We start from the raw sequence: 13609 nt of genomic DNA on the forward strand, positions 1-13609 counted from the left end.
CTCTGGCGGCGCTTTCGAGGCGTTCGCTTGGTTCGTTCGTGCCCGTCCCTTAGCTATGGCAGAGACGAAGGTATCGAACGTGGCGCGCACAGCCGACTACACCATCCAGGGGTTTCTCTATCAGTTCAACAAAACTCTGCTGGAGATTCTGAGAGCGGCCGGCGATAGCGTTGTTACCGTCGAAGGAATCGTGGAAGACATAGAGATTGTCGCCGGAGACGTCACGACGGCGATTCAATGCAAGTATCACGAATCAAACGACGCATTCACTCTTAGTTCGATCTATAAGCCATTGCTGCAGATGATGGAGCATTTCCACGTCCGCTCAGGTGGGAAGGTCAACTATCTGCTCTACGCTCACTTTCCGGGGCTCGCACCTGATGGCATCAAGGTGACGGAGGCTGAGCTCAAGACCGCTCTTGGTTCTCAAAACAAGGACTATCAGAAGTACATAGAGGCGGTAAAAGGGATCAGCCTCGATAAGTTCCTTCAGAAATTCTCGGCGGAAGTGGGCCTGTCATACGATGACCTCGCAAAAGAGGTCGCAAATGAGCTCGTCGCGGCAGGTTTTGACCGTGGCGAGATCGAAACACTCGTTTACCCCAACGCTATCCAGACGATCGCTTCGCTCAGCATCTTGCATCAAGAGCAGCAGCGGAAGGTCACTAAGAATCAGCTTCTTGCCGATCTGCGACAAATAAGGGTTACCGCCATAACCCATTGGACCCTCGCACTGAAATCTCGGCATGCCATCTTGGCTGCGCGGCGAAAGCAATTGAAATCGAACTTGTCGAAGAATGTTCGATCCAGATATTTCTTGTTGCACGCGGATGCGATCGATGGGTTTGATGACCAAGCCGTCCTGTTGGTCTCAGATTATTTGGACAAGTATCACTTCAAGGCATCCCATACTCGGACGCCTGTTTTCTGCATAAATACGGATCCCGACAGGTTTAGGTCGATCCACAACCGGTTAATGCAGAAGGATATTGTTGCTAACACTGGAGTCGAGGGTGACGTCTTTCGAGAAGAGCGATTCATCCGAGAGCCACTTGTTCAAAAGAAAGACGGTGGGATACGTCGGGAGTTCTCTATTCGCCTAATGCGCTTCGGAGAAAATAACGGCGTTCTCAATAACAAGAAGGGCGATGACCTGTTTGTCTTGGGGGATGGTGGGCACGATGGCCTTGACGTTAAAGATGTCAATGTCGAAGAGCTGGGGACGGCCTCCATTGCTGAAATCAAATATTTGATAGGGCTCAGTGATGTCTATGAATAATATCGGGTCGGTCGTTTCATGCGCTCCCGGTTCGATCCTCGTTGGCATCAAGGATCTGGCTACATTCGAGGAGAACAAGGACAAGCTCCAGATAGGCCGATTCTTGAAGATCGCGCAGGGCAATCATGACTACACCATCGCGACCATCCGTAACATTAAGGGCGCGACGACTCAGGAGGCGAATGGCGCGGTGGATTGGCAGTTCCAGGTTGAATGTCAGGCCATCGGAACTCTTGTCGATGGCAAGAGCTTTGATCGCGGTAGTCTGTTGCTGCCGGTTCCAACGGAGTTGGCCTTCGTAGCAGATGAAGAAACACTGGCAAGGCTGTTCGATGCCGATGCGGAGTACGACTTCCCGCTGGGCACACTATCGATGAATAAAAACACTGTGCTGAAGGTCAGTGGCGACAAATTCTTCAGCAAACACATTGCAGTTGTCGGCTCGACTGGCTCGGGAAAATCCTGCGCGGTCGCTAGGGTCTTGCAGGATATCGTCGGGATCCAGGGCAAGCAGAACATAAATGTTGCCGCGCAGAACAATTCACACTTGGTCATATTCGATCTGCATGACGAATATACGGCCGCTTTTACGCTTCCGGAAGATCAGAGCTTTACTCTGAATAGGCTGGATATCGACACGCTTCGTCTGCCTTATTGGCTCATGAACTCAGAGGAGCTCGAAAGCATCTTCATAGAGAGCAATGAGTCGAACTCCCACAATCAGGTCAGTCAATTCAAGCACGCTGTTGTCCGGAACAAAGAGAGGCACAACCCTGACATACCCAATGTCACCTATGACACGCCGGTCTACTTCTCGATACGTGAGGTCTATAACTACATCGAGAACATGAACCGTGAGGTCATTGGTAGGCTTGAGGGAGAGGACCGACCCAAGTTGTCAGACGGCACACTGGTCAACGACCGTGGCCAACACTACTTCGAAAAGCTGTGTACGTTTGTACAGCCTTCGACCGCCAACGCTAGCAAAGCGACCAACGGTCCGTTCAATGGGGAATTCAACAGGTTCACCTCTAGGCTAGAGGCAAAGTTGGCGGACAAACGTCTGAAGTTTCTATTGGACGCCAAGAAGGAGGATGGTGCTAGCTTTGAAACCAAGGACTTCGATGTACTGATGCGTCAGTTCTTGGGCTATCTGGATCGCTCGAATGTGACCATTGTGGATTTGAGCGGCATACCTTTTGAAGTGCTAAGCATTACGGTCAGTTTGGTCTCGCGTCTTATTTTCGATTTCTGTTTTCACTATTCAAAGATGCGGCATGCAGCGGGTGTGCTCAATGATGTTCCTGTCATGCTTGTATGCGAAGAGGCCCACAACTACGTGCCGCGGAACAATGACGCAGCGTATCGCGCTTCTCGGAAGTCGTTGGAACGGATAGCTAAGGAAGGGCGCAAGTATGGCCTTAGCCTTATGGTTGTGAGCCAGCGCCCATCAGAGGTATCCGAAACGATATTCGCCCAGTGCAACAACTTTATCTCGTTACGCTTGACGAACGACGCGGACCAGAACTACGTGCGTCGCTTGTTTCCTGACAATTCGAGCGCGCTTACTGATGTGTTGCCAAATTTGACGGCTGGCGAATGTGTTGTGGTTGGTGATGCTGTTCTCTTGCCGGCCATTGTCAAAATGCCGCTCCCTGATCCTCAGCCGCATTCACAGAGCGTCAAAGTGCACAACGAGTGGCGAGAGAAGTGGAGAGAAGTCGCCTTTGAGGATGTGATTGCGAGATGGCGCAAGTAGGACTTCGATGACGAGAGTAGACCAGCATCCCACTTCGGGTGCCGGTCTACTTCGACGGGGCTTAGCGCCCTATGATTTCCTTCAGACGAGATTCCCAAAGCGAAAGAGCCTTTCGTTTTAGGCTGTCGTAAGTGTGGCGGTCATAGATCTTGGTTGCGCCAGATTCCACATGGTTCAATAGCCGCTTCACTGCCTCGCGCGATTCCATCAGCTCGCCGACGTTCGTGGCGACCGTGCGGCGATAGTCATGCGGTGAGAACGGTTCGATCTGCTGAAGAACGGAATCTGTCTTCCGGAGCACTTTGATAGAGTTTGTGATCCAGTCTGGATGAATCGGTCCTGGCTGAGCACCAGCATGAAGGCCACGGTTCTTGTCGCTCCAGAATACGTGCGTCCTGTCGCCATTGATGGAACGCATCTTCGCAAGTTCCGCCAGCGCCATCTCCGTGAGAGGCACGGTCTGAGCTACACCGTTCTTGGTCTTTGACCCAGGTATGGTCCAGAGGTTCTTCGCGAGGTCGATCTCCTGCCATTCCATTCCGGCGACTTCAGATCGGCGCTGAGCGGTGATCAGCAGCATGCGATGTGCCGACCTTATTGTCTGAGTCGGGAGGCGGTCGAATGCGCGCCAAATGGACCGGATTTCTTCCGACGTCAGGACGCGGGAGCGACTAACCTCCTTCTTTGCGCGAATTCCGCCGCAGGGGTTCACCTCAGTCCTCTCGTGCTCAATTGCGAAATTGAACATCTTGGAGACAACTGCCCGCAGACGGTTGGCTGCTACTTGGCCGCCACGCCGGCGCTTCTGGCCGAGTGTTGCCTGTTCCTCTTCGGGTGTTGGAGCCTGCTTGGAGAGGAGCATCTCTTGGAGTTCTCGGCGAGTAATCGACGTGATATCCCGGTCCGCAAAGCGTGGGAGGAAGTCTCGTTGTAGGTGACCACGATCTCCTTTGCCGCCGTCACTTTTGGAGGAGGCATGGAGTCGAAGGTAGTCATCGACAAGCTGGCGGCCCGTATATATAGCTACGGACGGAACAGGGGCGGGCTCACTGATACGGGCCGGAGTCGAAATGCCAATTGCTAGTGCGCGTGCTTTGTCACGCGCATTGTGGGGCGTCAACTCCAGGGAAGAGCCCAGTTTGATGTACTCAACTTTCCCGGAATGGCCGTTTCGTTTGATGAAGTAATAGACCTTCGATGTCTGACCGACTCGGAGCGCCAAGCTCGGCATCTCCGTGTCGTGATAGATGGTTCGGCCTTTGGCTGACTGGGCAAAGGGGAGGGCTTCGATCGACGTCTTGTTGAACTTAAGTTTTGGCACGCTAACACCGTTATCTTTTTTTGCTTCGGTGTTACTTATGTTATGCAGCCATCCACTTAGCCATTCAACTTTTTTTCAATTATTTTTGCGATTTGGAACTTGGTAGAACTAGAGGGAAGTGGTGCGACAACCTGCCGCACCTTTAGGCGGCGATTGCTGTTCTACACAGTTCTATTTGAGATTCTGCGCATCGCATCCATGAGTTCGTTGTACGTGGAAAGGCTCATGAGAACGATGGCCTTCTGTCCCTTGGGGTCGTTCTTCCTGGCTATGACGGTGATGTCGCGATTCTTCTCAGCCTGGTTGCAGACTTTCCTAAGATGTCTTTTGGCATAAGCGAAGCTGACTACCTGCATGCTGTCTCCATTTTGCTTGAGCTACTTAACATTCGAGCATTTGACTAATACGGGTCGGAATTTGATATTTAGTCAATTGCATTAGGCTAATTCGTGGCAAACGACCGATTAGAACATGGTGGAACTCGATCTATTTTTCGTGGAACTGCAGGGAAGCTAAATACAGCTAAATCGGTGATTTTAAAAGATTGACGCCTTATGTAATTGATATTTAGAATATGAGCCTGCGACTCTTAATCAATTGGTCGTAAGTTCGAATCTTACACGGCCCACCAATACCAAAGGCACCTGATGAAAATCAGGTGCCTTTTTCTTTGTGCGCGGTGACCCGGGGCGTGGATGTCGACGGGATCGCTTGTCCGCATGCGGGGCGGCTTGTGCTGCTAGAAACTCACCGGATCCCGCAGCAGTGGGCAGGTCATGCAGTGGCCGCCGCCGCGGCCGCGGCCGAGTTCGGCGCCGACGATGGTGATGACTTCGACGCCTTGCTTGCGCAACAGGGTGTTGCTGGTGGTGTTGCGATCGTAGGCGATCACCACGCCGGGTGACAGCGCCACCAGGTTGTTGCCGCTGTCCCATTGCTGGCGTTCGGAGGCGTAGTGGTCGCCGCCGGTGGACACCACCCGCAGCTTCTTCAGCCCCAACGCTTCGGCGACCACGTCGGTAAAGCTGCCTTTTTCACGAAACACCTCGAAGCCCGGCATCTTGTCGGCAGGCCGCAGGGAGAAGGTGACGATCTGGTCGACGATCGGCGGAAACACCGTGACCAGGTCGCGATCCGCGAAGGTGAACACGGTATCGAGGTGCATGGCCGAGCGCAGCTTGGGCATCGCGGCGACGACGACGCGGTTGGCGGCCTTGGCCGCGAACAGGGATGTCGCGAGCTGGCTGATGGCCGTGCGCGAAGTGCGCTCGCTCATGCCGATCAATACCACGCCATTGCCGACAGGCATGACGTCGCCACCTTCAAGCGTGGCGCTGCCATGGTCCACGGTGGGGTCGCCAAACCATATCTTGATACCGCCTTCGGCGAAGGAGGGGGGGAACCGGTAGATGCACGACAGCAGGATGGTTTCCTCGTGCCGCGCGGGCCAATACAGCGGATTGTGGGTGACTCCGCCGTAGATCCAGCACGAGGTGTCGCGCGTGTACAAGGTGTTGGGCAGCGGGGGCAGCAGGTAGTCCACCAGTTCGGGCGAATCGCGCACGGTCTTCAGCACGCTGCCGCCGATCTCCCTGGGGAGTTCCAGCGGCGACAGGCCCCCGATCAGGATCTCGGCGAGTTCGCGCGATGGCAGTTCCTCGAGATAGGCGCGCGTATCGGCCATCAGCCCCAGGCCCACCTCGTTGGGGTTGATCTGCTGGTCGAGCAGCCAGCGCCGTGCCTCGGGAATGTCCATCGCCTCGGTGAGCAGGTTGTGCATTTCCAGCACTTCCACGCCTCGGTCGCGCATCTTGGACATGAAGTCGAAGTGGTCGCGCTTGGCGTTCTCTACCCATAGCACGTCGTCGAACAGCAGGCGGTCGCAATTGGTGGGGGTGAGCCGGCTATGCGCCAGTCCCGGCGCGCAGACCAGCACGCGGTGCAGCTGGCCGACTTCGGAGTGCACGCCAAACGAGGCAGTGTCCACGTCGTTCTCCTTTTCAAAGGGCAAGCAGGCCGGTGTGGAGTCCCCATAGCGCAAACAGCGCGGCCGCGGCGATGAGAGCGAAGATCAGGCTTTCCACACCTACGAAGATGGGCTCCCGACGCTCCCTGCGCGCAATGGCGAACAGCACCACGCCCGGTGCGTAGAGCAGCAGCGACAGCAGCAGGTGCTCGAGTCCGCCCGCATAGACGAGCCATAGGCTGTAGAGCACGGCGACGCCGGAAACGAGGGTGTCGCGGCGACGCGCCCGGGGTTCGCCCTGGTAGGTTTCGCCGCGCACGGCGAGCAACAGGCCGTAGCCGGCGGAGAACAGGTAGGGAATGAGGCTCATCGACGCCGCCAGCATCACCAGGCTGGTGTAGGTGCTGGCGTTGAAGAAGGTCCACACCAGGAACAGCTGGATCACGCCGTTGGTCATCCATAGCGCGGCGGCGGGCGCCTTGCGGGTGTTCTCGCGCGCCAGGAACGAGGGCATGGTGCCATCGCCACCCGCGGCGAACAGCACTTCGGCGCAGAACAGCACCCAGGCCAGCAAGGCGCCGAGCACCGACACGATCATGCCGACGATGATCAGCGTGGCGCCCCATGGCCCGACCAGCGACTGCAGCACGTAGGCCATGGACGGATTGCGCAGGCCGGCCAGCTCCGGCTGCTGCATCACTCCCATCGACAACAGGTTCACCAGCACCAGCAGGCACAGCACCGAGAGAAAGCCGATCACCGTGGCCTTGCCCACATCCGAACGTTTTGCCGCGCGCCGCGAATAGATGCTGGCGCCCTCGATGCCGATGAACACCCACACGGTGATCAGCATCATGCCGCGCAGCTGGTGCATCAGCGAGCCGAGCTCCACCGTGCCCCACAGGTCGCCACGGAAGATGTCCAGACGGAAAGCGATGGCGGCGATGATCAGGAACACGATGATAGGCACCAGCTTGGCCACCGTGACGATGGTGTTGACCACGGCAGCCTGGCGCACGCCGCGCAGGATCATCGCGTGCATGGCCCACAGCAATACGGACGAGCCGATCAGCGCCGCCACGGTGTTGCCCTCGCCGAACATCGGCAGGAAGTGGCCGAGGCCGCTGAAGATCAGCACGAGGTAGCTGACGTTGCCCAGCAGCGAGCTCACCCAGTAGCCCCAGGCCGAGGAGAAGCCCATGTAAGGGCCGAACCCGGCGCGTGCGTAGGCGTAGACACCGGTATCCAGATGGGGCTTGCGTATGGCCAGGGTCTGGAACACGAAGGCCAGCATCAGCATGCCGGTGCCGCTGATCAGCCATCCGATGATGGCCGCACCGGCACCCGAGCTCTGCGCGATGTTCTGCGGCAAGGAAAAGATGCCGGCGCCCACCATCGAGCCGATGACCAGGGCAATCAGTGGTGCCAGACCGAGTCCTGTGTTCTTGGCTTCCATCGCCGCGTCGCCTTGTGAGGTCCGGGGCCCGCTGGCTCCCGTCGCGTGGCTTGTTCCCGCCATGCGATCGCTCGATGTGCTCCGGTGGCCGGATGCGGGCGGACGCAGGACGGGGCGGTCAAAACTTGCCTGGCGGACCCTCGCCGTACGGCCCGATGGTCGAGTCACTGCGCTGGTCGGTCACCGGCAAACGGCTGGGATGGTGCTGGGCCGCGGGTGAAGCAGCTGTGATTCCCGCGGCTGCAGAGAAGAGGGCGTCAGTGGCGCGAGGTGTCCGTGACGCGACAGATCACGCCGCCCATCGGGTTGAACGAGAACTCCAGGTTGCCGTCCTGCACGACCCAGTGGTTGTCGTCGGACAGGCGATTGAACAGCTCGCGTGCCTGTTGCTGCGACATGCCGGTGGTGGCGACCAGCAGTTCGGTGCATGCCGGTGTGCCGGATGCGACCGACGCCATGGCCATCCAGCTGTGCTCACTGGGATAGTAGGTCACCCATATGCCGGTTCCCGTGCGCAGGATGTTGGGCCCGCCCACGGCTTCAAGGCGCAGTTCGGGCTGCGGAACATCGGCGTTCCATTTTTTTGCGACCTCGTTCGGGTCGGTGGCGATCGTGTGTTTGTTGCCGCAGCCGGCAAGCACTGCAGTGATGGCGAGCATGGCGATGGTGCGCTTCATCGATCCTCCCGTGGATGGATACTCGTTCAGGCGTACTGCATTTTTATGGTCATGCCGCCGTCGACCACCAAGGATTGTCCGGTGATGAAGCCGGCCTGGGTCGAGAGCAGGTAGACCGCAAGATGGCCGATGTCCTCGGGCGTGCCGACGCGTCCGGCCGGATGCTGCGCGTGGTCGCGCCGGCTCAGCCGTGGGGCGCTGCGCTCGGCGGGCTTGCGCCATGCATCGGTGGCGATCCAGCCGGGCAGGATCGCGTTGACGCGCACGCGGGGCCCGGCACTGACGGCCAGCGCATGCGTGAAGGCCACCAGGCCACCCTTGGTGGCCGCATACGCCTCGGTGTCGGGTTCGGACTGCAGGGCACGCGTGGAGGCGATGTTGACGATGGCGCCGCCGGCGTCCTTCAGGGCGGGCAGGGCGTGCTTGCAGCACAGGAAGGGGCCGGTGAGGTTGGTGGCCAGGTAGCGGTTCCAGTCGGCAAGCTCGAGCGCTTCGAGCGGCGCGACATGCGGGTGGGCGATGCCGGCGTTGTTGACCAGTCCATCGATGCGGCCATGGCGCTTGAGCGCGAGAGCCACCCAGCGGCTGATGCTGGCATCCCGCGCCACGTCGAGCGTGGCGAAGGTGGCGCGCGGGCCCACCGACCATTCGGCCAGGCAGGCCTTGCCGGCGTCGGCGTCCAGGTCGCCGATCACCACGCTGCCGCCGGCGCCCAGCACCGCCTGCGCGATACCGCGCCCGATGCCCTGGGCACCTCCCGTCACCAGCACCACCTTGCCCTGCAGGGGCAGCGGTTGCAGGGGCGTGATGGCAGGGGCTTGAGTCATGCTGATGTCCTTCGGCTGGGGCTGGAGCGGACTGTGCCGCCTGCATAGGCTAATGGCCATAGTGCCTTCGTGAATTTGCGCCATCGCCGGAGCCGGCGCGATAGTGTGGGCAGGGCTGTTGGCGTCATCGGGCGCCGGCGGGCATACCTGCAACCAGGAGTGCGGCACCGTGCACATGCACCCGACCATCCAAGCCATGGCAACGCAGGCGTCCGGTTGGCCCGGCATCCGGGGCATGCTGCGCGCGAATTACGAGCGGCGCTTCCTTGCGCATGCCTCGACCATGCAGAACCTCTATCGCGGCGTGTTCCCAACCTTCGCCCAGGCGCAGGCGAGTATTCCGGCCTCGCGGCCGCAGGGGTACGACAATGCCGAGTCGGCGTCGTTCTACCGCGAGCGCACGCGCCGCGTATTCCTCAACGACTATCCGATGATGTGGTGGCTGAACACGCTGTTCGATGCGGGCAGCCGTTCGGTCTTCGATCTGGGTGGCCACATCGGCATTGCCTACTATGGCTACCAGCGTTTCCTGCGCTATCCCGATGGCTTGCGTTGGCAGGTGCTGGATGTGCCTGCCGTGATGCAGGCCGGCGCGACCTGGGCCGCCAAGAACGACAGCCTGGGCCGCCTGGGCTTCACCGGGCGGCGCGAAGACGCCGATGGCGTGGACATCTTCTTCGCCGCGGGCTCGCTGCAGTACCTCGACTACACGCTGGCCGAACTGCTGGCATCGCTGTCGCGGCGGCCGCCGCACCTGCTGTTGAACTCCGTGCCGATCCACGTGCGCGAAACCTACTTCACGGTGCAGAACACCGGCGTGTCGTGCTGTCCGTACCGGGTGACCGCGGAGCGCGAATTCATCGATGGCCTGGCCGCGCTCGGCTATCGCCTGCGCGATCGCTGGGAAAACACCGATCGTCGCTGCGATATTCCGTTCTATCCGGAGCACTCGCTGGATCGCTATTTCGGCTTCTACTTCAGCCGCGAAGCCTGAGTTCTATAGCACGCGGGCGCCGTCGCGCGCCTGCGCCCACGCCGGGCTGCAATCCATCGGCCAAACGGTCTAAGCCTCGCCGCAAGGACATGTACGCCTGCGTCGAAAGCGCTTGCGCGTCGTGCCGGGGAGCGCGGCCGGACGTGCGCCGATGGCCATCGTCGATGCCGGCCACAGGCTGCGTGGATACGTGTTTTTGCACGTCCATGTGCGGCAAGTCATAGAACGAATGGTTTTGTCAAGTTCGTTTTGTGCGTGGATATACTCGATCGTGACGTACATCACGCTTTGACCACAGGGGGCCGTCATGAATCGCATCCAACAGCTACTCGTACTTGGCTTGTGCGTACTGCTCGCGGCGTGCGCGACCCACGGTTCCACCGAGGCGCCGAAGATCGATCCATCCGCGCAGGCGGTGACCACCTATCGCATCGGCGTCGATGACCAGCTGTCGATCACCGTGTGGCACAACCCGGACCTGAGCGTGAGCGTGCCGGTGCGGCCGGACGGCAAGATCACCGTGCCGTTGATCGGCGACGTGGTCGCCGGTGGCAAGACGCCAGAGGAAGTGTCGGCGGAAATCAAGGACAAGCTGCAGGCCTATGTGCGCGATCCCCAGGTCGCCGTGATCCTGACCGAACTGCGCAGCCATGAATATCTCTCGCGCGTGCGCGTCACCGGCGCGGTGCGTTCCCCGGTGTCGATTCCGTACCGCCAGGGCATGACCGTGCTCGACGCCGTGCTAGCCGCCGGCGGAACGACGGAATTTGCTGCACCTGATCGCACCGAGCTCTATCGCAAGGGCACCGACGGCACGACCACGCCGTACGCGGTACGGCTGGACAAAGTGCTGCAACAAGGGGACCTGGCCACCAACTATCCGGTGCAGCCGGGCGACGTGGTTACCGTGCCGGTGCGCGCATTCTGATGGCCGTGAAGGTCCAGGGACACGGATCTGGGGGTAGCTTATGAGCGGGTAACTCACACCTTTTGCGAGCATGGTGCCGGCGCTGGTCAGTGAAGCCCGTCGCCGTCGCCTCACCATCGGCGTCGTGTTCGCCTTCATTGCCATCGCAGCGCTGGTGACAGGGCTGCTTTGGCCCAAGAAGTTCGAGTCGTCCACCACCATCCTCGCCCAGGAAAGCAGCATCATCTCGCCCTTGATGGAGGGCGCCGCGCAGGCCACGGCGAACAAGAACCGGGCCAGCATCGCGCGCGACGTGATCTTCAGCCGCAAGGTAATGGACCAGATCCTGGTGGTGGGCGGCTGGACGGCGACGCATCCGTCGCCGGTCGAACAGGACCGCATCATCGAGGGCATCAAATCGCGCACCAAGGTGGAGACCGAGCGCGACAACCTCATCACCATCAGTTACTTCGACACCGACGCCCGGCGTACCTATGTAGTGACGCGCGAGCTGGCGCAGCTGTTCATCAGCGAGAGCCTCGCCTCCAAGCAGCGCGAGAGCCGCGATGCCTATGACTTCATCAACAGCCAGGTCGAGGCGTACCGCAAGAAGCTCACCGACGCCGAGGACAAGCTCAAGGCCTACCGTGACGCCAACGACGACGCGCGGCCCGGCAGCGAGGCCGACACCAATGCGCGCATCAGCCAGCTGCGCAGCCAGATCGAGCAGGCGCGCATGGACCTGATGGAGCGCCGTTCGCAGGAGGGCTCGCTGGCGTCGCAGCTCAGCGGCGAATCGGAAGTGAGCACGGTGCAGACGGTCGACGGCGTCTACCAGACCCAGATGGCCGACCTGCAGGCCCAGCTGGACAAGCTGTTGCTCACCTATACCGAGGAATACCCGGATGTGATCCGCATCCGCCATCAGATGCAGGACCTGCGCCAGCAGATGGCGCAGGAGGACCAGCGCAAGGCCGCTGCCCAGCTTTCCGGCACGCCGACCACGCTGGACAACCACGTGCAGTTCAACCCGGCCTACCAGCAGATCAAGACGCAACTGGCCAATACGCGGGCCTCGACGGCCGCCGCCGCGGCCCGCCTGGGCGCCAGCGAGTCGATGCTGCAGACCGAATTGCAGCGCAGCACGCGCATTGCCAATTCGGAGAACGTCACGGCCGAGCTGACCCGCGACTACAACGTCAACCGCGACGTCTACCAGGACTTGCTGAAGCGCCGAGAGAACGCGCGCGTGTCGATGAACCTCGACGCCGAGCAGCGCGGGCTGACCTTCCTGGTGCAGAACCCGGCGGTGATGCCGCTGGTGCCTTCGGGGCTGCGCTTCATGCACTTCAGCCTGGCCGGCATCGCATTGGCGGTGGCGGTGCCGCTGGGGCTGCTGTTTGGCCTGGTGCGCCTTGATCCGCGCGTGCGCTCGGTGGAGCGCCTGGAGCAGGCGACCGGGCTGGCGGTGATGGCCTCCATTCCGTTTTATCCGACGCCCGCGGACCGGCGTCGCGATCATCGCCACAACCTGTTCCTGCTGGTGACGGTAGTGGGTATCGCCGCGATCTATCTGGCCGTGTTCTGGCTGAGGTTGAAGCAATGAACATGAAAGACGAGAACGAACGGGACGTCGAGGACAGCTTCGAGAACGTGCTGGAAGAAGCAGCGCGGAACCTGCAGCGCCATGGCTCGCCGGGGCACTCGATCGCGCGCATGAATGACGGCGGGCGCGAACTGGTGCCGGTGCAGTTGGAGGAACGCCGGCTTATCCACCGCGAGGAGTCGGTGCGTCGGCAGTCCGATGCATTTCGCGAGATCCGCACGCGGCTGCTAGGCATCGCCGGCCAGCAGAACTTCGTAACCCTGGTGGTTTCGGTGAGCCCGCGTTCGGGCGGAAGCTTCGTGTCGCGCAACCTGGCGGCGGCGTTCGCCTTCGACGAGGCCAAGTCCAGCCTGCTGATCGACTGCAACCTGCGCTATCCCAGCCAACACCGTTCGCTGGACGTGGAGCCGGTGTCGGGCGGCCTGATCGATTTCCTCGAGCAGCCGTCGCTGGGCATCGAGCCGGTGCTGTATCGCACGGGCATACCGCGCCTTCGCCTGATTCCCGCGGGCAAGGCGCGGGAGAACAGCGGCGAGTATTTCTCTTCCTATCGCATGAGCACGATGCTCGATTCGCTGCGCTGCCGTTATCCGGACCGCTACCTGTTCCTCGACGGACCCGCGATCAAGGGTTCGCCGGATGCACGCATCCTGTCCGACCTCGCCGACTTCGTGGTGGTGGTGGCGGGCTATGGCCGCGATACGCCGGCGGCGATCAACCAGGCGGTGACGAATTTCGACCCGGAGAAGATGGCCGGGGTGGTGTTCAACCACGTGCCCTAGGCGGCACGACGCAGGTGACTGGGGCGAATCCTGCT

The 13609-nt window shown here is 60.4% G+C and carries 12 protein-coding genes; 6 read left to right on the forward strand and 6 right to left on the reverse strand.

Annotated elements, in window-relative coordinates:
* Positions 1-79 precede the first annotated feature (79 nt).
* Complete coding sequence (locus DVU99_RS01955) at positions 80-1279, forward strand: hypothetical protein (protein ID WP_114238604.1); 1200 nt, start codon at positions 80-82, stop codon at positions 1277-1279.
* Positions 1266-3038, forward strand: coding sequence for an ATP-binding protein (locus DVU99_RS01960; RefSeq protein WP_114238513.1), 1773 nt, complete (start codon positions 1266-1268; stop codon positions 3036-3038). Before DVU99_RS01955 ends, DVU99_RS01960 begins: the two co-directional genes overlap by 14 nt.
* A gap of 61 nt (positions 3039-3099) precedes the next feature.
* Here the strand turns inward: DVU99_RS01960 and DVU99_RS01965 are convergent, their stop codons facing one another.
* The 6 genes from DVU99_RS01965 to DVU99_RS01990 form a co-directional block, all read right to left on the reverse strand.
* Entirely contained in the window at positions 3100-4359 is a 1260-nt protein-coding gene (locus DVU99_RS01965; protein WP_114238514.1) for a site-specific integrase, read from the reverse strand.
* A gap of 161 nt (positions 4360-4520) precedes the next feature.
* Positions 4521-4715 (reverse strand): type II toxin-antitoxin system Phd/YefM family antitoxin, encoded by a 195-nt coding sequence (locus tag DVU99_RS20310; RefSeq protein WP_114238515.1) that lies wholly within the window; start codon positions 4713-4715, stop codon positions 4521-4523.
* A 383-nt stretch (positions 4716-5098) separates the two neighbouring features.
* The gene (locus DVU99_RS01975) at positions 5099-6346 is read right to left on the reverse strand and encodes an arginine deiminase (RefSeq protein WP_114238516.1); all 1248 of its coding nucleotides are present in this window, start codon (positions 6344-6346) and stop codon (positions 5099-5101) included.
* Positions 6347-6359: 13 nt separating this feature from the next.
* A complete protein-coding gene (gene arcD / locus DVU99_RS01980) occupies positions 6360-7781 on the reverse strand; it encodes an arginine-ornithine antiporter (RefSeq protein ID WP_114238517.1) in 1422 nt (473 codons plus the stop codon).
* 257 nt (positions 7782-8038) lie between these two features.
* Positions 8039-8458: a hypothetical protein gene (locus DVU99_RS01985; protein WP_114238518.1), complete on the reverse strand. Its 420-nt coding sequence runs from the start codon at positions 8456-8458 to the stop codon at positions 8039-8041.
* Positions 8459-8484: 26 nt separating this feature from the next.
* Positions 8485-9285 (reverse strand): glucose 1-dehydrogenase, encoded by an 801-nt coding sequence (locus tag DVU99_RS01990; RefSeq protein WP_114238519.1) that lies wholly within the window; start codon positions 9283-9285, stop codon positions 8485-8487.
* Positions 9286-9481: 196 nt separating this feature from the next.
* Between DVU99_RS01990 and DVU99_RS01995 the strand changes: the two genes are divergently transcribed.
* The 4 genes from DVU99_RS01995 (at position 9482) to DVU99_RS02010 (ending at position 13574) form a co-directional block, all read left to right on the forward strand.
* Complete coding sequence (locus DVU99_RS01995) at positions 9482-10279, forward strand: TIGR04325 family methyltransferase (RefSeq protein ID WP_157971321.1); 798 nt, start codon at positions 9482-9484, stop codon at positions 10277-10279.
* A gap of 307 nt (positions 10280-10586) precedes the next feature.
* The gene (locus DVU99_RS02000) at positions 10587-11207 is read left to right on the forward strand and encodes an XrtA/PEP-CTERM system exopolysaccharide export protein (protein WP_114238521.1); all 621 of its coding nucleotides are present in this window, start codon (positions 10587-10589) and stop codon (positions 11205-11207) included.
* A 70-nt stretch (positions 11208-11277) separates the two neighbouring features.
* Entirely contained in the window at positions 11278-12792 is a 1515-nt protein-coding gene (locus DVU99_RS02005) for an XrtA system polysaccharide chain length determinant (protein WP_114238522.1), read from the forward strand.
* Entirely contained in the window at positions 12789-13574 is a 786-nt protein-coding gene (locus tag DVU99_RS02010; protein WP_114238523.1) for a polysaccharide biosynthesis protein, read from the forward strand. The genes DVU99_RS02005 and DVU99_RS02010 overlap by 4 nt, the downstream gene beginning before the upstream one ends.
* Positions 13575-13609: the final 35 nt, after the last annotated feature.

This window comes from Dyella sp. C9, from assembly GCF_003332825.1.
In the GTDB taxonomy this organism is placed as follows: Bacteria; Pseudomonadota; Gammaproteobacteria; order Xanthomonadales; family Rhodanobacteraceae; genus Dyella.

Coding starts and splice junctions, on each gene's coding strand:
- DVU99_RS01995 (WP_157971321.1), top strand. CDS start 9,482: ATGGCAACGCAGGCGTCCGGTTGGCCCGGCATCCGGGGCATGCTGCGC.
- DVU99_RS01990 (WP_114238519.1), bottom strand. CDS start 9,285: ATGACTCAAGCCCCTGCCATCACGCCCCTGCAACCGCTGCCCCTGCAG.
- DVU99_RS20310 (WP_114238515.1), bottom strand. CDS start 4,715: ATGCAGGTAGTCAGCTTCGCTTATGCCAAAAGACATCTTAGGAAAGTC.
- arcD (WP_114238517.1), bottom strand. CDS start 7,781: ATGGAAGCCAAGAACACAGGACTCGGTCTGGCACCACTGATTGCCCTG.
- DVU99_RS01985 (WP_114238518.1), bottom strand. CDS start 8,458: ATGAAGCGCACCATCGCCATGCTCGCCATCACTGCAGTGCTTGCCGGC.
- DVU99_RS02010 (WP_114238523.1), top strand. CDS start 12,789: ATGAACATGAAAGACGAGAACGAACGGGACGTCGAGGACAGCTTCGAG.
- DVU99_RS02000 (WP_114238521.1), top strand. CDS start 10,587: ATGAATCGCATCCAACAGCTACTCGTACTTGGCTTGTGCGTACTGCTC.
- DVU99_RS01960 (WP_114238513.1), top strand. CDS start 1,266: ATGTCTATGAATAATATCGGGTCGGTCGTTTCATGCGCTCCCGGTTCG.
- DVU99_RS02005 (WP_114238522.1), top strand. CDS start 11,278: ATGGTGCCGGCGCTGGTCAGTGAAGCCCGTCGCCGTCGCCTCACCATC.